We start from the raw sequence: 18763 nt of genomic DNA, 5'->3' as shown, positions 1-18763 counted from the left end.
ACTCCCGCCCCACGCCCTGCCCGCAACGGCACCCCTCACGTACGGTTGACGCATGACGAGCATCGGTGGTGCCTCTTCCGGGATGGTCGACTGGAATCTCGCGTCGCGACCGCGACCCGGCTCGTACGGCCGGGCCCAGAGGTGAGCCGCGACGAGGCCCGGGCCGTCGTCGCGGAGCTGCGCCGGCACGCCAAGGTCTCGGAAGGACACGTCCGGGGGCTTCACTCGCATGGGCACCGAGGACATCCACGACACCCCCGTCCTGGTCGTCGACCGCCCCGGCTGGATCCGGGCGAACGTGGCCGGCTTCCGGGAGATCCTCAAGCCCCTCCTCGGCAAGATGGAGGAACGCCGCGGCGGTGGCGCGGGCGGCGCGGTCCTCGGCGCCCTCGGCGGCAAGGTCACCGGCGTGGAACTCGGCATGCTGCTGTCGTTCCTGTCCTCCCGCGTCCTCGGCCAGTACGAGACGTTCGCCCCCGCCACCCGCGAGCTGCCCGCGGGTGCCAACGGCGGCGGCCGGCTGCTCCTCGTGGCACCGAACATCGTGCACGTCGAACGCGAACTCGACGTGGACCCCCACGACTTCCGCCTCTGGGTGTGCCTGCACGAGGAGACGCACCGCACGCAGTTCTCCGCGGTGCCGTGGCTCCGCGATCACCTGGAGGGTGAGATCCAGTCGTTCCTGGCCGAGACGGACGTCGACCCCATGACGTTCCTGGAGCGGATCCGGGAAGCGGCCCAGTCCCTCGCGGGCGGACGCCCCGAGGGCGAGGAGGACGACGGCGGCCGTTCCCTGGTCGAGTTGGTCCAGAGCCCCTCCCAGCGGGAGATCCTCGCCCGGCTCACCGCGGTGATGTCCCTCCTGGAGGGCCACGCCGACTTCGTGATGGACGGAGTGGGCCCGGAGGTCGTGCCGACCGTCGCCGAGATCCGCGAGAAGTTCCAGCAGCGCCGGGCCAAGGGTGCCTCGCGACTGGACTCGGCCCTGCGCAAGCTGCTCGGCCTGGATGCCAAGCTCAAGCAGTACAAGGACGGTGAGCGGTTCGTGCGGTCCGTCGTCGACGAGGTCGGCATGGACGGCTTCAACCGTGTGTGGACCTCGCCGAACACGCTGCCCACCAAGGCCGAGATCGCCAAACCGGCTGACTGGGTCGCGCGGGTGCACCGCAAGACCGAGTCGTGAACCGGTGAGCCGGTGGTGAGTTGTCGTGGTCCGTCGTGAATCGAAATCGGCCGACGGCAGGGGAACGCCCCTTCAATCACCCGTCCGAGGGACCGTGAGTCCCCATCAGGCGTGCAATGCTCGGGGAACGGCCCGGTTCTGTCACCATCTACACACTCTGCGTGACCGATCTCGGGTTCAGCCCCCGAAAATTTCATGAAGGGAACCGGACATGGGTCCCCATCCTGCGGTCGCGGCGATACGCCTGGCGGTCCGCCGCGTCCTCCACGACATCCTCACCGACCACCACAGCACGACTGACGCCACCTCTCACGAGCGCCCGCCCTCGCCGCTCGTGCTCGTGGCCTGCTCCGGAGGCGCCGACTCCATGGCGCTCGCCTCCGCCCTCGCCTTCGAAGCCCCCAAGCTCGGCATCCGCGCCGGGGGCGTCACCGTCGACCACGGCCTCCAGCCCGGCTCCGACCTGCGCGCCGACGAGGTCGTTCTGCGCCTGCGGGAACTCGGCCTGGACCCGGTGCTGGCCACAGCGGTCACGGTCGGCCGCGAGGGCGGCCCCGAGGCCGCCGCCCGCGACGCCCGCTACGGCGCTCTCGACGACGCCGCCGACCGCCACGGCGCCGCCGCGATCCTCCTCGGCCACACCCGCGACGACCAGGCCGAGACCGTCCTCCTCGGCCTCGCCCGCGGCTCGGGCATCCGCTCCCTGTCCGGAATGGCCGCGGTCTCGGGGGCCGGCGGCCGTTACCGCCGGCCCTTCCTCCAGCTCGACCGGCAGACCGCCCGCAAGGCCTGTATGGCCCAGTCCCTCCCCGTCTGGGACGACCCGCACAACACCGATCCGGCCTACACCCGCTCCCGGCTGCGCCACGAAGGTCTGCCCGCCCTGGAGAAGGCCCTCGGCAAGGGCGTCGTCGAGGCCCTCGCCCGCACGGCCCAGCTCTCCCGCGACGACGCCGACGCCCTCGACGCCTGGGCCGGCCAGGCCGAGGCCGCCGTACGGGACAACACCGGCCTGCTGGAGTGCGCCAAGCTCTACGCCCTGCCGCCCGCCGTGCGCCGCCGCATCCTGCGTCGCGCGGCCATCGAGGCGGGCGCACCGGCCGGTTCGCTCTTCGCCCGGCACATCGAGGAGATCGACCGGCTGATCACCGGCTGGCGCGGCCAGGGAGCCATCAACCTCCCGGGCAAAGTCGTCGCCCAGCGCCAGGGTGGCAGACTGGTGATTCGGCAAGGCTGAATCCCGACCCTCCAATCGGAGGGGCGGCGGCCGGTGGGACGACCGAAAGTGATGCGGGTGGACGCGAAAGACATGGGTGCCGACCTCAAGACGGTGCTCATCACCAAGGAAGAGATCGACGTCAAGCTGGCGGAGCTGGCTGCGAAGATCGACGCGGAGTACGCGGGCAAGGACCTGCTCATCGTCGGCGTCCTCAAGGGCGCGGTGATGGTCATGGCCGACCTGGCGCGGGCACTGTCCACCCCCGTCACCATGGACTGGATGGCCGTGTCCTCGTACGGCGCGGGCACCCAGTCCTCCGGCGTGGTGCGGATCCTCAAGGACCTCGACACCGACATCAAGGGCAAGCACGTCCTGATCGTCGAGGACATCATCGACTCCGGACTGACCCTGTCCTGGCTGCTGTCCAACCTCGCTCGCGCGAGCCCGCATCGCTCAAGGTGTGCACGCTGCTGCGCAAGCCGGAGGCGGCCAAGGTCGCGATCGACGTGGAGTGGGTCGGCTTCGACATCCCCAACGAGTTCGTCGTGGGCTACGGCCTCGACTACGCCGAGAAGTACCGGAACCTCCCGTTCGTCGGTACGCTCGCGCCTCACGTGTACGGCGGCTGAGCCACTGGAGCGTCCTGTGTAGGACGATCGGGAACCCCAGCGGGTTCCGCGCCGTTGGAGCATGCAGACGGGTTCGTCAGCCTTCCCCGTGCGGCTTCGCGCGACAATGCTGGGGTACCGTCAGAAGAACTGTCTTATCAAACTCACTATGGCAGGAGGGACGGGGCGGCACCGCTCCGTATGGATGGACGTGAAGCGATACTTCCGTGGGCCGGTCATGTGGATCGTGCTGGCCGTCCTTGCCGTGGTCGTGTTGATGCAGGTCGTCGGCTCGTCCGGCGGCTACAAGACGGTGGACACAGGCCAGGTCGTTGCAGCGATCAACGACAACAAGGTCGAGTCGGCCAAGCTCACCACCGGTGACGAGCAGACCATCAAGGTCACGCTCAAGGACGGCACAAAGGTCAAGGGCAGCTCGAAGATCCAGGCGAGCTACATCGGCGATCAAGGCGTGACCATCGCCAACACGCTGCAGACCAAATTCCAGGACAAGCAGATTCCGGACGGTTACACGGTCTCGCCGACGAAGCAGAACGCTTTCGTCGGGATTCTGCTGTCCCTGCTCCCCTTCGTCCTCATCGTCGTCGTCTTCCTGTTCCTGATGAATCAGATGCAGGGTGGCGGCTCCAGGGTCATGAACTTCGGCAAGTCCAAGGCGAAGCTCATCACCAAGGACACCCCGAAGACGACGTTCGCGGACGTCGCCGGCTCGGACGAGGCCGTCGAGGAGCTCCACGAGATCAAGGAGTTCCTCCAGGAACCGGCGAAGTTCCAGGCCGTCGGCGCCAAGATTCCCAAGGGTGTGCTCCTGTACGGGCCTCCCGGCACCGGCAAGACCCTGCTCGCACGCGCCGTCGCCGGCGAGGCGGGCGTCCCCTTCTACTCGATCTCCGGTTCCGACTTCGTCGAGATGTTCGTCGGTGTCGGTGCCTCCCGAGTGCGTGACCTCTTCGAGCAGGCCAAGGCGAACGCCCCGGCGATCGTCTTCGTCGACGAGATCGACGCGGTCGGCCGCCATCGCGGCGCCGGCCTCGGCGGTGGTCACGACGAGCGCGAGCAGACGCTGAACCAGCTGCTCGTCGAGATGGACGGCTTCGACGTGAAGGGCGGCGTGATCCTCATCGCCGCCACGAACCGGCCCGACATCCTCGACCCGGCACTGCTGCGTCCCGGCCGTTTCGACCGCCAGATCGCGGTCGACCGTCCGGACATGCAGGGCCGTCTGGAGATCCTCAAGGTTCACCAGAAGGGCAAGCCGGTCGCGCCCGACGTCGATCTGTCCGCCGTCGCCCGCCGCACCCCCGGCTTCACGGGTGCCGATCTCTCCAACGTCCTGAACGAGGCCGCGCTTCTCACGGCCCGCTCGGATCTGAAGCTGATCGACAACCACATGCTGGACGAGGCGATCGACCGCGTGGTCGCGGGCCCGCAGAAGCGGACCCGGATCATGTCGGACAAGGAGAAGAAGATCACCGCGTACCACGAGGGCGGCCACGCCCTGGTCGCGGCGGCTTCCCCCAATTCCGACCCGGTCCACAAGATCACGATCCTGTCCCGCGGCCGGGCGCTCGGTTACACGATGGTGCTCCCGGAAGAGGACAAGTACTCGACCACCCGCAACGAGATGCTCGACCAGCTCGCCTACATGCTGGGCGGTCGCGCGGCCGAGGAACTGGTCTTCCACGACCCGACCACGGGCGCCGCGAACGACATCGAGAAGGCCACTGCCACGGCCCGCGCGATGGTCACCCAGTACGGCATGACCGAGCGTCTCGGCGCCATCAAGTTCGGCGGCGACAACACCGAGCCCTTCCTCGGCCGTGAGATGGCCCACCAGCGCGACTACTCGGAAGAGGTCGCCGCGCTGGTCGACGAAGAGGTCAAGAAGCTCATCGAGAACGCGCACAACGAGGCCTGGGAGATCCTGGTCGAGAACCGCGACGTGCTCGACAACCTGGTGCTCCGGCTGCTGGAGAAGGAGACGCTGAACAAGGAGGAGATCGCCGAGATCTTCTCCGCCATCGTCAAGCGCCCGGCCCGGCCCGCGTGGACCGGCTCCTCGCGGCGTACGCCGTCCACCCGTCCGCCGGTGCTCTCCCCCCGGGAGCTGGCACTGACCAACGGGGCCAACGGCGCGACGCCCGCGATCAGCACGGCGAAGTCCTCCGCGGTGGACCCCGCCGCGGTGGCCGACCCGGTCCCCGAGGAACGTCCGGAGAGCTGACAATCCGGCTTCCGGTGGCCCCACCAGGCCCGGAATGGATGCCGCGCCCCCCAGGTTCTAGCCTGGGGGGCGCGGCATTTCGGTTGTGGCCGCACAATCACGCGTGATCCACACGCGACCCGCACAGGAACGAGGCACAGAATGACCGACCCCGTGACGCTGGACGGCGAGGGCCTCGTCGGCGAGTTCGACGAGAAGCGGGCCGAGAACGCCGTACGTGAACTGCTGATGGCGGTCGGCGAGAACCCGGACCGGGAGGGGCTGCGGGAGACGCCCGCTCGCGTGGCGCGGGCGTACCGGGAGATATTCGCGGGGCTGTGGCAGCAGCCCGAGGACGTGCTGACGACGACGTTCGACATCGGGCACGACGAGATGGTGCTCGTGAAGGACATCGAGGTCTACAGCACCTGTGAGCACCATCTGGTGCCGTTCCGCGGTGTCGCCCACGTCGGTTACATCCCGGCCACCAGCGGAAAGATCACCGGGCTGTCCAAGCTGGCCCGGCTGGTGGACGTCTACGCCCGCCGTCCCCAGGTGCAGGAACGTCTCACCACGCAGATCGCGGACTCCCTGATGGAGATCCTGGAGCCACGGGGAGTCATCGTCGTCGTGGAGTGCGAGCACATGTGCATGTCCATGCGGGGCATCCGCAAGCCCGGTGCCAAGACCATCACCTCGGCGGTGCGCGGACAGCTGCGGGACGCGGCGACGCGCAACGAGGCGATGAGCCTCATCATGGCCCGCTGAGACTTCTCACGGCGGGCCGCTGAGGTGGCTGAGATCCCTCACGACGGGCCGCTGAGGCGGGCTGAGGCGGTCGGCGGCGGTGCTACGCCGCCGAGGCCGCTCCCGAGGTGTCGTCGTCGTCCTCGGGGAGCTTGCAGACGTGCTCCAGGAAGATGGCCGCCGCTATGACACCGAAGCCGGTCAGGACCGAGAACCCGGCGTAGATGGCCTGGTCGCGGCGGGCCGGGATGTCGAGGGACTCCAGCAGGAAGGCGCCCACACCGCCGTACATCCCGGAGACGAGGGCGGCGACGAGCGCGCTGGCCTGGCCGAAGACGACCGCACGGGCCGCCATCAGTGGATCGACGCCCTTGGCCTCGGGCCGGCGCTCGCGCTGCGCCTTGAGACGGGCGCGGATCGACAGCGCCGTGGCCAGCAGCACCGCGGCGATCACGGCGAGGACGATGGGGGCGGCCAGCGGGACGCTGGGCAGGGTCCCGACGGAGTTCCAGAGGCGGCGCCCGCCCACGACAGAATCCCCGCGACGACGAAGACGCCGGCCAGCATCCTGATGCGCAGCTCTCTCACGGTGTCCCTTCGCATTCCCCCGGGGTCCACGGCCCGTGGCCGTGGACGATCGTCCTCCTGACCCTAACGACTACTCGGGCAGCCGGAGTTCCAGGTCCTCGCGGGCGGTGACGCCGTCGCGCGACACCACCTGGAGCAACTCGGCGACCGCGCCACGGCCGGGCACCTGGGCGCCGGGCTCCACGTCGTGCCACGGGGCGAGGACGAAGGCGCGTTCGTGCGCGCGCGGGTGGGGCAGGGTCAGGGACGGATCGTCGGAGAGGACATCGGCGTACGCCACGATGTCGACGTCCAGGGTGCGCGCGCCCCAGCGCTCGTCCCGGACGCGGTGGAACGCCTCCTCGACCGCGTGCGCCCGCTCCAGCAGGGACGACGGGGGCAGCGTCGTCTTCAGGACGACGACCGCGTTGAAGTACGACGGCTGGCTGCCCGGCTCCACGCCCCACGGCTCGGTCTCGTACACCGGGGAGACGGCCTTGACGCGCACGCCCGGTGTGTCCTCCAGGGCGTCGATGGCGCCCTGGAGGGTCTCCAGCCGGTTCCCGAGGTTCGAGCCGAGGGAGATCACGGCCCGCTTCGGGTTGTGCAGCGTGGCGTCGGCGGCGTCGACCCTCTCGACCACGGAGGCGGGCACGGGCTGCACGGTCGGGTCGGTGTGGCCCGGGGTGAACGGCCTGGTCATACTCGGCTCCGGGTGATGGTGACGGTCACGTCGTCGAAGGGGACCGTGATCGGTGCGTCGGGTTTGTGGACGCAGACCTCGACCTCCTGGACCGCTTCGTGCTTCAGACAGGCCTGGGCGATGCGCTCGGCGAGCGTCTCGACGAGGTCGACCGGCTCGCCCTGGACGACGGCCACGACCTCCTCCGCCACGATGCCGTAGTGCACGGTCTTCGCCAGGTCGTCGTCGGCCGCCGCCGGACGGGTGTCCAGGCCCAGGACGACGTCCACGATGAAGGTCTGGCCCTCCTCGCGCTCCCTGGGGAAGACACCGTGGTACCCACGGGCCTTGAGGCCGCGCAGCGCGACACGATCCACGCGAATCACTCCTGCAATCGTCGGGGACGGCCGGTCCGTACCGCGTGCGGGCGGCACACCGGCCTCGAACGAATCTACCTGCGAGCGCTGACACAGCCGGGCCGCGGGGGCACCGGCCGCGTCGGAGCCGACAGGATTCACCGTGAGTTTCCCCCGGGGGGACCCGGTGGCTCACGATTTGGTGGTCACCCCTACCAGCGTGCGTGACTCCCACCACGTCCTGCCCCCGATCGCCTGCCCGGCCCTTCTCGGTCGCCTGCCCGGCCCTTCTAGGGGCCTACCCGCTCAGGACGGCGTTTCCTCGTCGGGGTCCTCGCCGTTGTCGGCGTTGTCGGCGTTCTCCGCCATGACCGGGGAGGCATGGTGCGACCAGAGCTTCCAGCCGTCGGGCGTGCGGCGGAACACGTTCGTGGCGACCACGAGCTGGCCCACGAGGGGCCCCAGTTCCTCGCCGTCCTCCGGTGCGGGGCCGCCGCTGAGGATGTTCTCGGTGCAGGTCACCAGGGCCGTGTCGCCGGTGACGGACACATGCACATCGGTGAGGAAGAACTGGATGTAGTCGGTGTTCGCCATGATCAGCGCGTACGACCGCAGCACCTCGCCGCGCCCGGTGAGCACCGGCCATCCCGGGTGCACGCAGGAGACGACGCCCACGTCCGCCGGGTCGTGGTACTCCTCGTCGACGCCCAGGTCGGAGGGGGTGAGCCAGAGGGAGGACACCACGTCGAAGTCACCCTGTTCGAGTGCCTCGTAGAAGGCGGTGTTGGCGGCCTCGACCTGCTCGACATCGGTGTGGGGGTCGCTCACCGGGCTCCTTCTGGGCCATGCGGGGTGTCCGAGGGGCGCGTGTCGTGAGGGGCCGGCGCGTCGGGCGGGTTGTGCGCCCCGACTGCCGTGCCCGCGCCCGGCGTGTGACCGTCCGTGCGCGCTCCTTCCACGGCGCGCGCGACGCGCACCGCGTCCGCTGTCGCGCGCACCTCGTGGACACGCACCGCCCACGCGCCGGCCTGCGCCGCGAGGGCGGAGACGGCGGCCGTGGCGGCGTCGCGCTCGCGCGCGGGCGGGGGCGCGCCCTGCGGCCCCGCCAGCACCCGGCCGAGGAACCGCTTGCGGGAGGCGGCGACGAGCAGGGGGTGACCCAGACCGTGCAGCCGGTCGAGGTGGGCGAGCAGGGAGAGATCGTGGCCGGCCTCCTTGGAGAAGCCGAGCCCCGGGTCGACGACCAGCCGGTCGGGGGCGATGCCGCCCGCCAGGACGGCGTCCACGCGCGCGTGCAGTTCGTCGACGACCTCGCGGACGACATCGCCGTAGACGCCCTGGACGTTGCCGCCCTCGAGGAAGCCGCGCCAGTGCATGACGACGAAGGGGGCGCCGGCGTCGGCGACGACCGGGATCATCTCCGGGTCGGCCAGGCCGCCGCTGACGTCGTTGACGAGGGCCGCGCCCGCGGCGAGGGCCTGGGCGGCGACGGAGGCGCGCATGGTGTCGACGGAGACGACGACGCCTTCGGAGGCGAGGCCGCGGACGACGGGGATGACCCGCCGGAGTTCCTCGGCCTCGTCGACACGGGTGGCGCCGGGCCGGGTGGACTCGCCGCCGACGTCGACCAGGTCGGCCCCCTCGGTGACCAGCGCGAGTCCGTGCTTGACGCGGCCGTCGTGTCGAACCAGCGGCCGCCGTCGGAGAAGGAGTCGGGGGTCACGTTGACGACCCCCATGACCGCGCACCGGTCCCAGTCCGGAAGGCCGGCGACGCGCCCTCGTCCGCTCTGCTTGCTCATACGTTCAGCGTAGGCCCAGCGGGGTACCGCCATGCCGGGTGGGCCGGGCGGAAGCCCCGGGGCTGAGGGGGCGAGGCTGTCGCCCGGACCCGGTCGCGCCGCGGTGGCGGTCCGCTCGTGCCCGTACCGCTCGTGCCCGTACCGCTCGCGTCTGTACCGCTCGGGTCCGTGCCGCTCGGGTCCGTGCCGTTCCACCGGCCGTCCCGGCTACGCCGCCCGTACGTCTCTGTCGGCCATCGTGCGTTCGGCCACCGAGTGGGCACACGCGCGTGCCGCGGACGTACGGCGGCGCAGGACGCGCGGCAGGGGCAGGGCGAGGTTGACGAAGCCCTCGGCCTGCATGGCGGCGAAGCCGATGCGGGGAAGGTCCCCGGAGGCCCGGTAGACGACGAAGCGGGGCTCCCAGCGGGGCTGGAACTTGGCGTTGAACTTGTACAGCGACTCGATCTGGAACCAACGCGAGAGGAACACCAGCAGTCCGCGCCAGGCGCGCAGCACGGGGCCGGCGCCGATCTTCTCGCCGCGGGCCAGTGCCGAGCGGAACATGGCGAAGTTGAGCGACACGCGCGCGATGCCGAACCTGGGGGCGGCCTGGAGGGAGGCGGCGATGAGGAGTTCGTTCATGCCGGGGTCGGCCGAGCGGTCGCGTCGCATCAGGTCCAGGGAGGCGCCGTCGGGGCCCCACGGCACGAAGTGCAGGATCGCCTTGAGGTCGCCGTAGGGACCCGGTTCGGCGTCGGCCTTGTGGGCGGTGGCGATCAGGCAGTCGCCGTCGGTGGGGTCGCCGATGCGGCCGAGTGCCATGGAGAAGCCGCGCTCGGTGTCGGTGCCGCGCCAGTCCTCCGCGGCGAGCCGGATGCGGTCCAGTTCGCCTTCGCCGATGTCACCGACACGTCGGACCCGGGTCTCGTAACCGGCGCGTTCGATGCGCTTGACCATCTGGCGCACGTTGCGCATCGCGCGGCCGGCCAGCGAGAAATCCGCGACGTCCACCACCGCCTCGTCGCCCAGTTCCAGGGCGTCCAGTCCGGTCTCGCGGGTCCACACCTCACCGCCGGTCTCGGAGCAGCCCATGACGGCGGGCGTCCAGGAGTGGGCCTTGGCCTCGTCCATGAAGCGCTCGATCGCGCCGGGCCAGGCCTCGACGTCACCGATGGGGTCGCCGCTGGCGAGCATCACGCCGGAGACCACGCGGTAGGTCACGGCCGCCTTGCCGCTGGGGGAGAAGACCACGGCCTTGTCGCGGCGGAGCGCGAAGTGGCCGAGCGAGTCCCGGCGGCCGTGCTTGGCCAGCAGGGCGCGCAGCCGGACCTCGTCCTCCTCGGTGAGGCGCGCGGCCGGGTGCTCCGGGCGGAAGGCGAGGTAGACGGTGGTGATGGCGGTGAGCAGGCCCAGGGCGCCCAGGGAAAAGGCGACCGTCCAGGACGTGTTGCCCTGGTAGTCGACCGGGCCCTCGAAGCCGAAGAGGCCGTACAGGACGTGGGAGATGCGGTCGGCCAGGCTGGGGTCGCCGACCATGCGCCGCGGATGGGCGCTGACGATGACCAGGCCCAGTCCGAGGGAACCGGCGCCCATGAGGACGAAGTTGGCCAGTGCGCGCCAACGGCTGCGGGGGTCGGGCAGCGCCGCGAACTGGTCGCGGTGGCGCAGCAGGGGCACCAGGAGCGCGATCGAGATCAGCGCGCCGACGAGTGAGTGCCGGTAGGTGAACTGCGCGACGGCACCCGCCGGGAGCAGGGCCACGGCCGCGCGCCAGGCGCGCCGCTTGCTGCGCTTGAGGCCGTGCGCGAGGAGGAGCAGCAGGACGCCGGCGCTCAGCGACAGCGCCGCCGCGAACGGGCCGAGCGCGCCGGGCAGCACCTCGGCCATGGTGTGCATGCGGCTGTGGCGGAACCGGGGGAAGACCCCGGCGGCGACGTCCAGCAGACCCACGAGAGCGCAGGCCCGGCCGACGAGGGCGGGCACGGCCTCGGGGCGCGGCCCCCTGATCAGCTGCCGCACCCGGCTTGATCGATTCGGAACCCCGATCGACATTTCCCCATCTTCCCTGACAGACATCGCATCCCGTAGTTCCGCGAGAGACTCTGAAATCCGGTGCCGATTCGGGCATCCGGCGACATTGCGCCCTCTAGGACGGTGTCTCGGGGGGAGAGGTTCACTCGTCCCTTTCAAAGCCGCCGAAAAGGCAAGGGAAAGTCCGGGCGAGCCCTCGCGGGGAGCGGGGGCCACGGGAACCCGGACGGAGAGCGCAGGCAGGAACACCGATGGGTCTCACGAGCAGAACAGTCCTGTTGCTGGCAGTCCTGTCCGCCGTGCTGCTGTTCGTCGGCACGGTGTGGCACTGGCCGCGGCTGGCCGGACGCGGCTGGCGGACCGTCAGCGCGCGCGTCGCTCTGTTGCTGGCCACCCAGCTGGCCGTCTTCGCGTCCGTGGGGCTCGCCGCGAACCAGGCTTTCGGGTTCTACGCCAGCTGGGCGGACCTGTTCGGCCAGGAGACCGAACAGGGCGTCGTCGTCGACCACGCGGGCGGCGGACCGTTGCGGGTGGTCGACACCCGGCGCGTGGAGGGTGGCGGCGGGCGGCCGGAGTTCGGCGGGCAGATCCAGAAGGTCGCCGTCAACGGCCGTACGTCGGGCATCGCCTCGCCCGCCTTCGTGTATTTGCCGCCGGAGTACTTCGACCCGCACGATCGCGCGCGTACGTTCCCGGCGGCCGTCGTCCTCACGGGCTACCCCGGCACCGCTGAGGCCCTCGTGGACAAGCTGGACTACCCGCGCACCGCGCGCGGGCTCGCCGAGGACGGCCGCATGCGGCCGATGATCCTGGTGATGATGCGGCCGACGGTGGCGCCGCCGCGGGACACGGAGTGCGTGGACATCCCGGGCGGGCCGCAGACGGAGTCCTTCTTCGCCAAGGACCTGCCGGCCGCCGTGGCGGCCCACTACAGGGTGAACAGGGCGCCCGGCAGCTGGGGTGTCATCGGGGACTCCACGGGCGGCTACTGCGCGCTGAAGCTGGCGATGCACCACCCCGAGGTCTACGGGGCGGGCGCCGGCCTGTCGGCGTACTACAAGGCGCCGACCGACCCGACGACCGGTGACCTGTTCCACGGCGACGAGACGCTGCGCAACGAGGCCGATCTGCGCTGGTTCCTGAAGCACCGTCCCGCGCCCGACACCTCGTTGCTCGTCACCAGCAGCAAGGTTGGAGAATCCAACTACAAGGACACGTTGAAGTTCATTGAACTGGTGAAGGCGACCGACAGGACAAGGATCTCGTCGATCGTCCTGGAAAGCGGCGGGCACAACTTCAACACCTGGCGGCGGGAGATCCCGCCGACTCTGGAGTGGATCAGCGGGCGGTTGAGCGGCCGGTGAGCCGCCGGTGACGTCGGTGGACGGCCGAGGCGACCGTGGCGACCAGAAATGATCTTGAATCCCGGTGAATTCGACGACCGGTATGTTTCCTGATGCCGTGTGAGTGCTTCGGTATGGCGGTGTTTTTACGGGGCGGGGCGCCAACATTCGCCTACGCGCGGTAAGTTTCTGGCCATGCCACGTGGACGTCACCGCCATTCCCCACCTTTGCACCGGCTGCTGCCTCCCTCGGCGATCGCAGGCGTCTCCCTCGTCTGCGCGCTCGGCCCCTGGGTCTTCACGGAGCCATCGTTGCTCCGAGGCCTGGCCGCGGCCGCCGCGGCGACGGCGGTCGGGAGCGCGTTCGTCATGCGCCGCTGGGACATCCAGGCCGGCAAACAGGTGGCCGACCTCACGCGCGCGCGTGCGGGCGACGAGTGGCGTTACGAGGAGCGGGTCGCCGAACTGGAGAGCGACCTGGAGGAGTCGCGCGAGCTGCGCGTGAAGCTGGAGCAGCGGCTGCGGGCCAAGCGCGCCGAACTGGCCGGGCTGCGGAACGAACACGCGTCCCTGCTGCGCCGTTACGCGACGGCGGAGACCGAGCGGGCGAGCGCCCTGGAGGGCCGTCGTCTGCTCGAGATAGAGAGCGCGGTCCCGTCGTTGGCGCTGCCGCCCGCACGGGCCGCGGAGGACGACGCGGCGGAGTCGCGCGAGGCCGCCGCCGAGACCGGCGAACCGGCCGAGGGTGACGCCACGGAGGCCGTGGAAGCACCGGAGGGTACGGAGGCGGCCGGGGCACCCGAGACCGGAACCACCGACTCCGCCGAGCTTTCCGACTCGGCCGAGCCTTCCGATTCGGCACAGGCTTCCGACACCGCCGAGGCTTCCGATTCGGCCGAGACTTCCGGCACCGTCGGGGACGAGGACGAGGACGAGCGGGAGGCTCCCGAGGTCTTCTCGCCCTCCGGCTCCAAGCTGTTCCTGCGGGCACAGGCCGCGCTGGCCCGCCTCGACACCGACGGCCCGAAGCCTGCGCAGAGCACGGTCACGGACGACGAGCCCGCCGAGGCCGAGCCCGTCCGGGCCGCCGCCCCCGCCGAGTCCGGCGCCGACGCGGAGGCCGCGCGGGAGGACGAGGTCAAGGGGAAGCCCGAGGCGGTCGACGAGCACGCGCGTGCGACCGCCCCCCACCTGACCGCCGAGGCGAACGGCACTCCTGACGAGAAGGCCGCCCCGGAGGAGCCCACCGCCCGGACGAAGTCCGAGGACATCCCGTCCGCCGAAGAGGTTGAAGCAGCCGAAGAGGCCGAAGCAGCCGAAGAGGCCGAAGCAGCGGAGGAGACCGAAGCAGCGGAGGAGGCCGAAGCGGTCGAGACCCTGGAAGCGCCGGTGGCGGCCACCGCCACCGAGACCGCCGGCGAGACCCCCGCCAAGACCGCCGCCGCGCCCTCCGTCACCCCCGTTCAGCGGCCCTCCGGCCACTTCGCGGTCCCGACCGCCGTCGCCGTCGTACCGGCCACACAGCCGGTGCGGCGCCCCACGACCGAGGGCGGTTTCGACTTCTTCGGGGCGGAGAAGGCGTCGGCGTCCGCCGCGCTGGAGGCCGTGCAGAACGAGGACCTCGCCGACGTCGTCGGCGAGGAGGCGCTCGCGCTCCACAAGGCCCAGACCGAGGCGGAGTTCGAGCCGGCCCACGAGCAGACGCGCGCCGTCGGTCAGGTCATCGACCTGACCGCGCACGACGAGACAGAGCACATCGACGTCCAGGGACTGCGCAGCGCGGCCTCCTGAGCGGCCCGCCGGTATACCGCGGCCCGCCACGCCCCTGCGGCCCGCCACGCCCCTGCGGCCCGCCACGCCCCTGCGGCGCGGCGGGCGCGGTGTGTCCGGCGGTCACGCCATCCACTGGTCGGGCCCCGCGTCGCGGCGCCCGGTGCGGGACCGTTCCGCCTGACCGCGCAGCAACTCGGCCGCCTCCCGCGCGTCCCGCAGACGCGCCGTCACCGTCTTGTCGGCCCCCGTGTCCACATGGACGTCGGCGAGGCGCCACAGCCGCTTCCAGGGCCCTTGGGACAGGCGCACGCTCTGCACCTTCGCGTGCGGCACGAGCGCCACGCTGCGGCGCAGCAGCCCGTGCCGGGCGACGAACACCGCGCCGGTGACGGCGATGCCGTAGCCCCGCCACCACAGCGGGAGGCACCGCCCGGCCCGGCGCGGCGGCCGAGACAGGGTGGCCGTCGCGGGCACCTCGGCGCCGGGCAGTACGCGCGCGATGACGGCTTCGGCCGCCGCGCGCGGGGCGACCGGCACCAGCACGGAGTTGGCCGACCCGGCCACGTCCAGCTCGACCCGCACCCACCCGCGCCGCCGCCACAGCAGCGGTTCGACGATGCGGACGGTCTGCACGCGGCCGGGCGGCACCGTCTCGTGCGTACGGTCGAGCAGGCCGTGGTCGATCCGGAGCCCGTCCGGCGACTCGCCGACCGTCCAGTCGTACTCGCCGACGAAGCGTCCCGCACTGCTCGCGCCCGCCGCGCCCAGCAGCGGCAGACCGGTGGCGAGGACCGTCCACACGCTGTGGGTGGCGAGCCAGAGGACCGGGGGCACGACGAGCGCGGCGGCGAGCGCGCCCCAGGTGGCGCCGGTCAGCATCAGGGCGATCGCCAGTTCGCGCGCGGGCACCCGCAGCAGTTCGCGCGCGGGTGCCTCGCCCACCTCGTGTGCCGTCTCTGGCGCGAAGCCCGCCGCGCGCGCGAGCAGTTCCGCGCGTAGGGCACGCGCCTCCGACGCGCCGAGGAAGGCCAGTTCGTCCTTCTTGTCGGCGCCGACGACGTCGAGGCGCAGCTTCGCGACGCCCGCGAGCCGCGCGAGCAGCGGTTGGGTGAGGTCGACCGCCTGGAGGCGCTCGAGCCGGATGTGCGCGGTGCGCCGGAACAACAGGCCGGTGCGGATGCGCAGTTCGCTGTCCGTCACCGAGAAGTGCGTGAACCACCAGGACAGGAACCCGTAGAGGGAGGCCGCCGGCACGACCACCGCGAACACGATCAGCAGGGTCGTCGTGGTCAGCCGGGTCAGCTGCTCCTGCGCCTGGTTCGGATCGTGCGCCGCCCATCCGACGACCACGGCGACGGGTGCCCACGCCCGCCTGAACGGCGTCACGGGATGCAGCCGCCGCTCCACGACGACCCGCTTCGGCCGTACGCCCTCGTCGAGGCCCGGCGTCGTCACAGCCCCGCCGATCGGGCCTCGCCCAGCGCGGTCAGCCTGTCCCGCAGCCGTTCCGCCTCGGCCGGGTCCAGACCGGGGATCGTCGCGTCGGTCGCCGCGGCCGCGGTGTGCAGCTGCACGCTGGCCAGCCCGAAGTGGCGCTCCACGGGGCCGGAGGTCACCTCCACGAGCTGCATGCGCCCGTACGGGACGACCGTCTCCTCGCGCCACAGCACGCCCCGGCTGATCAGCAGGTCGTCCGCGCGCTCGGCGTACCGCCAGGAGAGCCAGTTGCGGCCGAGCCCGACCCAGCCCCAGACGATGCCCGCCAGGGGCAGCAGCGCGAACGCGGCCCACGCGGGCCCGGCGAACAGGCCGAGCAGCACTCCGACGGCCACGGCGGCCAGCCCCAGCCACACCACCAGCAACAGCCGCCGCATGCGCAGCAGCCCCCGCGGCAGCCCGGTCCACCGCGGCTCCGGCTCCGGCGTCGTCCCCGTGTCTGCCGCGCTCCCCGTTTCCATACCGCCAGCGTACGTAGGAGAGACTGGGTCCATGACTCCCACGACGGAGACCACGGTCGGCATCGGCGGCGCCGCGGAGAGCACCGACATGGTGCTCAACATCGGCCCCCAGCACCCCTCCACGCACGGCGTGCTGCGGCTCAGGCTGGTGCTGGACGGCGAGCGCATCCGGCAGGCGGAGCCGGTGATCGGCTATATGCACCGCGGCGCGGAGAAGCTGTTCGAGGCCCGTGACTACCGCCAGATCATCATGCTGGCCAACCGCCACGACTGGCTGTCGGCCTTCTCCAACGAGCTGGGCGTGGTCCTCGCCGTGGAGCGGATGCTCGGCATGGAGGTGCCCCCGCGCGCGGTGTGGACGCGCACGCTCCTCGCGGAGCTGAACCGGGTGCTCAACCACCTGATGTTCCTGGGGTCGTATCCGTTGGAACTCGGCGGGATCACGCCGGTCTTCTACGCCTTCCGCGAGCGCGAGGTGCTCCAGAACGTCATGGAGGAGGTCTCCGGCGGGCGCATGCACTACATGTTCAACCGCGTCGGCGGCCTCAAGGAGGACCTGCCGGCCGGCTGGGCGTCCCGCGCGCGTGGCGCGGTCGCCGCCGTGCGTTCGCGCATGGACGTCTTCGACGACCTCGTGCTCGGCAACGAGATCTTCCGGGGCCGCACGCGCGGCGTGGGCACCCTCACGCCGGCGGCCGTGCACGCCTACGGCGTGAGCGGGCCGATCGCACGTGCCTCAGGTGTCGACTTCGACCTGCGCCGCGACGAGCCCTACCTCGCGTACGGCGAGTTGCGGGACACCCTGAAGGTGGTGGGCCGGACCGAGGGCGACTGTCTCGCCCGCTTCGAGTGCCTCCTGGAGCAGACGCACAACGCGCTGGACCTCGCGGACGCCTGTCTGGACCGCCTCGCGGACCTGCCGCCCGGCCCGATCAACCAGCGGCTCCCGAAGGTCCTCAAGGCGCCCGAGGGGCACACGTACGCGTGGACCGAGAACCCCCTCGGCATCAACGGGTACTACCTCGTCAGCAAGGGTGAGAAGACGCCGTACCGGCTGAAGCTGCGCTCGGCCTCGTACAACAACATCCAGGCGCTCACCGAGCTGCTGCCGGGCACGCTGGTCGCGGACATGGTGGCGATCCTGGGGTCGTTGTTCTTCGTCGTCGGGGACATCGACAAGTAGGTCGCGTGGGTGAGCGGGTCACTCGGCCGCCGCGGCGTCCGGGGCGAGTGGGTGCGCGATGCCCACCGGGTGGAGAAGCCATCCGAAGTCGCCGAGCCCGCCCCGAGCGGTGAGTTCCGCCGCCTCGCCGGCGCCCGCCAGGGCACGCACGTAGGCGGCGGGGTCCGTGGCGGCGAGGGTGAGCGGGGGGCGGGCGCCCGCGAGGCCCAGGGCGCGCAGGGCGGCGCGTTGCCGGAGGAGGAGCGGGCGCTGGGGCGTACGCGCCGGGGTGCACGCCTCCGCACACGCATCGAGTGCCACATGTGCCGTGATGTCGCACGTGCCGTCCGGGACCGGTGAGGTCTCGCGGCCCTCCCGGAAGCCGGTGAGCGTGCCGAACGGAGGGCGCGCCCGCACCGTGTGCGCGTAGTCCACGGCCACCGCCAGCCCTCGTGCGACGCGGGAGACGGCGCCGGCCCAGGCACGGTCTCTGGGCAGTCCGATCTCGGCCCGCAACCCCTCCTCGCCCGGCAGCGGCCACCACCGCGCGAGCCACTCCGCCTCCGCCCCGGACACCGGCTCGCCGAGCCGCTCGACCCCGTCGTCCCGGACGAGGACCAGCCGGGGCACGCCCGCCGAGTCGACCTCGGCGACCTCCACCGGCACGTTGTCGAGCCACTCGTTGGCGAACAGCAGGCCGGTGACCTGCGTCGGAGGCTCGGGAAGCCAGGTGATCCGGGGGGCGAGGCCCGCCGGACGGGCGGCGACTTCGACGCCGTACGCGCGCGTGCGGGCGGCCACGTCGGCGGGGAGTGCGGCGAGCACGCCGGTGACCAGTTCGCCGCGACCGGCGGCCATGTCGACGAAGTCGAGCGACGCGGGCCGGCCGAGCGCTTCGTCGACCCGGCACAGCAGCCGGGCCACGGCCTCGGCGAAGAGGGGGGAGGCGTGCACGGACGTACGGAAGTGTCCGGCCGGACCCTCGGGGCGCAGGTAGAAGCCGTCCGGGCCGTACAGGGCGGACTCGGTCGCCGCCCGCCAGCCGCGCCATCCGCCCGCGCCCGTCACCGTTTCGACCTCCGGATCGTCTCCACCACCGGATCAGACTAGGCGTACAGGTGATCACG

Annotated in this window: 14 protein-coding genes and 3 pseudogenes; 8 read left to right on the top strand and 9 right to left on the bottom strand. The window is 71.5% G+C overall.

The window, feature by feature from the left end:
• Positions 1 to 52: 52 nt before the first annotated feature.
• The 5 genes and pseudogenes from BM536_RS33335 to folE all read left to right on the top strand — a co-directional run bounded on the left by BM536_RS33335 (position 53) and on the right by folE (position 6002).
• Positions 53 to 1183, top strand: a pseudogene (locus BM536_RS33335) (zinc-dependent metalloprotease).
• Positions 1184 to 1394: 211 nt separating this feature from the next.
• A complete protein-coding gene (gene tilS, locus BM536_RS33330) occupies positions 1395 to 2420 on the top strand; it encodes a tRNA lysidine(34) synthetase TilS (RefSeq protein ID WP_094103844.1) in 1026 nt (341 codons plus the stop codon).
• Between the two features lie 57 nt (positions 2421 to 2477).
• Positions 2478 to 3053, top strand: a complete 576-nt coding sequence (locus BM536_RS33325) for a phosphoribosyltransferase (RefSeq protein WP_158086564.1) — start codon at positions 2478 to 2480, stop codon at positions 3051 to 3053.
• Positions 3054 to 3215: 162 nt separating this feature from the next.
• Positions 3216 to 5255, top strand: coding sequence for an ATP-dependent zinc metalloprotease FtsH (gene ftsH / locus BM536_RS33320; RefSeq protein ID WP_073492053.1), 2040 nt, complete (start codon positions 3216 to 3218; stop codon positions 5253 to 5255).
• 141 nt (positions 5256 to 5396) lie between these two features.
• Positions 5397 to 6002 (top strand): GTP cyclohydrolase I FolE, encoded by a 606-nt coding sequence (gene folE, locus BM536_RS33315; protein WP_073492052.1) that lies wholly within the window; start codon positions 5397 to 5399, stop codon positions 6000 to 6002.
• Between the two features lie 82 nt (positions 6003 to 6084).
• Here the strand turns inward: folE and BM536_RS33310 are convergent.
• From BM536_RS33310 to BM536_RS33285, 6 genes and pseudogenes are all read right to left on the bottom strand, one after another.
• Positions 6085 to 6569, bottom strand: a pseudogene (locus tag BM536_RS33310) (DUF3180 domain-containing protein).
• 70 nt (positions 6570 to 6639) lie between these two features.
• Entirely contained in the window at positions 6640 to 7251 is a 612-nt protein-coding gene (gene folK / locus BM536_RS33305; RefSeq protein WP_073492051.1) for a 2-amino-4-hydroxy-6-hydroxymethyldihydropteridine diphosphokinase, read from the bottom strand.
• A complete protein-coding gene (gene folB, locus BM536_RS33300; RefSeq protein ID WP_073492050.1) occupies positions 7248 to 7607 on the bottom strand; it encodes a dihydroneopterin aldolase in 360 nt (119 codons plus the stop codon). Before folB ends, folK begins: the two co-directional genes overlap by 4 nt.
• Before the next feature lie 285 nt (positions 7608 to 7892).
• Positions 7893 to 8414 carry a nuclear transport factor 2 family protein gene (locus tag BM536_RS33295; RefSeq protein ID WP_073492049.1) on the bottom strand — a complete coding sequence of 174 codons (522 nt, stop codon included), beginning with the start codon at positions 8412 to 8414 and terminating at the stop codon, positions 7893 to 7895.
• Positions 8411 to 9387: pseudogene (folP, locus tag BM536_RS33290) on the bottom strand (dihydropteroate synthase). The gene BM536_RS33295 and the pseudogene folP overlap by 4 nt, the downstream one beginning before the upstream one ends.
• A gap of 207 nt (positions 9388 to 9594) precedes the next feature.
• On the bottom strand, positions 9595 to 11421 hold the full coding sequence (locus BM536_RS33285) for a phosphatidylglycerol lysyltransferase domain-containing protein (protein ID WP_073492048.1): 1827 nt from the start codon (positions 11419 to 11421) through the stop codon (positions 9595 to 9597).
• A 230-nt stretch (positions 11422 to 11651) separates the two neighbouring features.
• On the opposite strand from BM536_RS33285, the gene BM536_RS33280 reads away from it, so the two are divergent.
• Both BM536_RS33280 and BM536_RS33275 read left to right on the top strand, forming a co-directional pair.
• Positions 11652 to 12764, top strand: a complete 1113-nt coding sequence (locus tag BM536_RS33280; RefSeq protein WP_094103843.1) for an alpha/beta hydrolase — start codon at positions 11652 to 11654, stop codon at positions 12762 to 12764.
• A gap of 174 nt (positions 12765 to 12938) precedes the next feature.
• Positions 12939 to 14534, top strand: coding sequence for a hypothetical protein (locus BM536_RS33275; protein ID WP_094103842.1), 1596 nt, complete (start codon positions 12939 to 12941; stop codon positions 14532 to 14534).
• A gap of 102 nt (positions 14535 to 14636) precedes the next feature.
• Here the strand turns inward: BM536_RS33275 and BM536_RS33270 are convergent, their stop codons facing one another.
• Together BM536_RS33270 and BM536_RS33265 are read right to left on the bottom strand one after the other, a co-directional pair.
• Positions 14637 to 15971, bottom strand: coding sequence for a PH domain-containing protein (locus tag BM536_RS33270; RefSeq protein WP_094103841.1), 1335 nt, complete (start codon positions 15969 to 15971; stop codon positions 14637 to 14639).
• A complete protein-coding gene (locus BM536_RS33265) occupies positions 15968 to 16474 on the bottom strand; it encodes a PH domain-containing protein (RefSeq protein ID WP_073492046.1) in 507 nt (168 codons plus the stop codon). Before BM536_RS33265 ends, BM536_RS33270 begins: the two co-directional genes overlap by 4 nt.
• Before the next feature lie 31 nt (positions 16475 to 16505).
• Between BM536_RS33265 and BM536_RS33260 the strand changes: the two genes are divergently transcribed.
• Entirely contained in the window at positions 16506 to 17657 is a 1152-nt protein-coding gene (locus tag BM536_RS33260) for an NADH-quinone oxidoreductase subunit D (RefSeq protein WP_073492045.1), read from the top strand.
• A gap of 18 nt (positions 17658 to 17675) precedes the next feature.
• On the opposite strand, the gene BM536_RS33255 is transcribed toward BM536_RS33260, so the two are convergent.
• Positions 17676 to 18704: an SAM-dependent methyltransferase gene (locus tag BM536_RS33255; protein WP_094103840.1), complete on the bottom strand. Its 1029-nt coding sequence runs from the start codon at positions 18702 to 18704 to the stop codon at positions 17676 to 17678.
• Between the last annotated feature and the right edge of the window lie 59 nt (positions 18705 to 18763).

The organism is Streptomyces phaeoluteigriseus (assembly GCF_001896135.2).
GTDB lineage: Bacteria > Actinomycetota > Actinomycetes > Streptomycetales > Streptomycetaceae > Streptomyces > Streptomyces phaeoluteigriseus.
Note: the sequence above shows the minus strand (reverse complement) of the source record. Positions and strands in the feature narration are given on the sequence as shown.

What these genes read in the sequence shown, in the direction of transcription:
- tilS (WP_094103844.1), top strand. Translation starts at nt 1,395, where the DNA reads ATGGGTCCCCATCCTGCGGTCGCGGCGATACGCCTGGCGGTCCGCCGC.
- ftsH (WP_073492053.1), top strand. Translation starts at nt 3,216, where the DNA reads ATGGACGTGAAGCGATACTTCCGTGGGCCGGTCATGTGGATCGTGCTG.
- folE (WP_073492052.1), top strand. Translation starts at nt 5,397, where the DNA reads ATGACCGACCCCGTGACGCTGGACGGCGAGGGCCTCGTCGGCGAGTTC.
- folK (WP_073492051.1), bottom strand. Translation starts at nt 7,251, where the DNA reads ATGACCAGGCCGTTCACCCCGGGCCACACCGACCCGACCGTGCAGCCC.
- BM536_RS33285 (WP_073492048.1), bottom strand. Translation starts at nt 11,421, where the DNA reads ATGTCGATCGGGGTTCCGAATCGATCAAGCCGGGTGCGGCAGCTGATC.
- BM536_RS33280 (WP_094103843.1), top strand. Translation starts at nt 11,652, where the DNA reads ATGGGTCTCACGAGCAGAACAGTCCTGTTGCTGGCAGTCCTGTCCGCC.
- BM536_RS33275 (WP_094103842.1), top strand. Translation starts at nt 12,939, where the DNA reads ATGCCACGTGGACGTCACCGCCATTCCCCACCTTTGCACCGGCTGCTG.
- BM536_RS33265 (WP_073492046.1), bottom strand. Translation starts at nt 16,474, where the DNA reads ATGGAAACGGGGAGCGCGGCAGACACGGGGACGACGCCGGAGCCGGAG.
- BM536_RS33260 (WP_073492045.1), top strand. Translation starts at nt 16,506, where the DNA reads ATGACTCCCACGACGGAGACCACGGTCGGCATCGGCGGCGCCGCGGAG.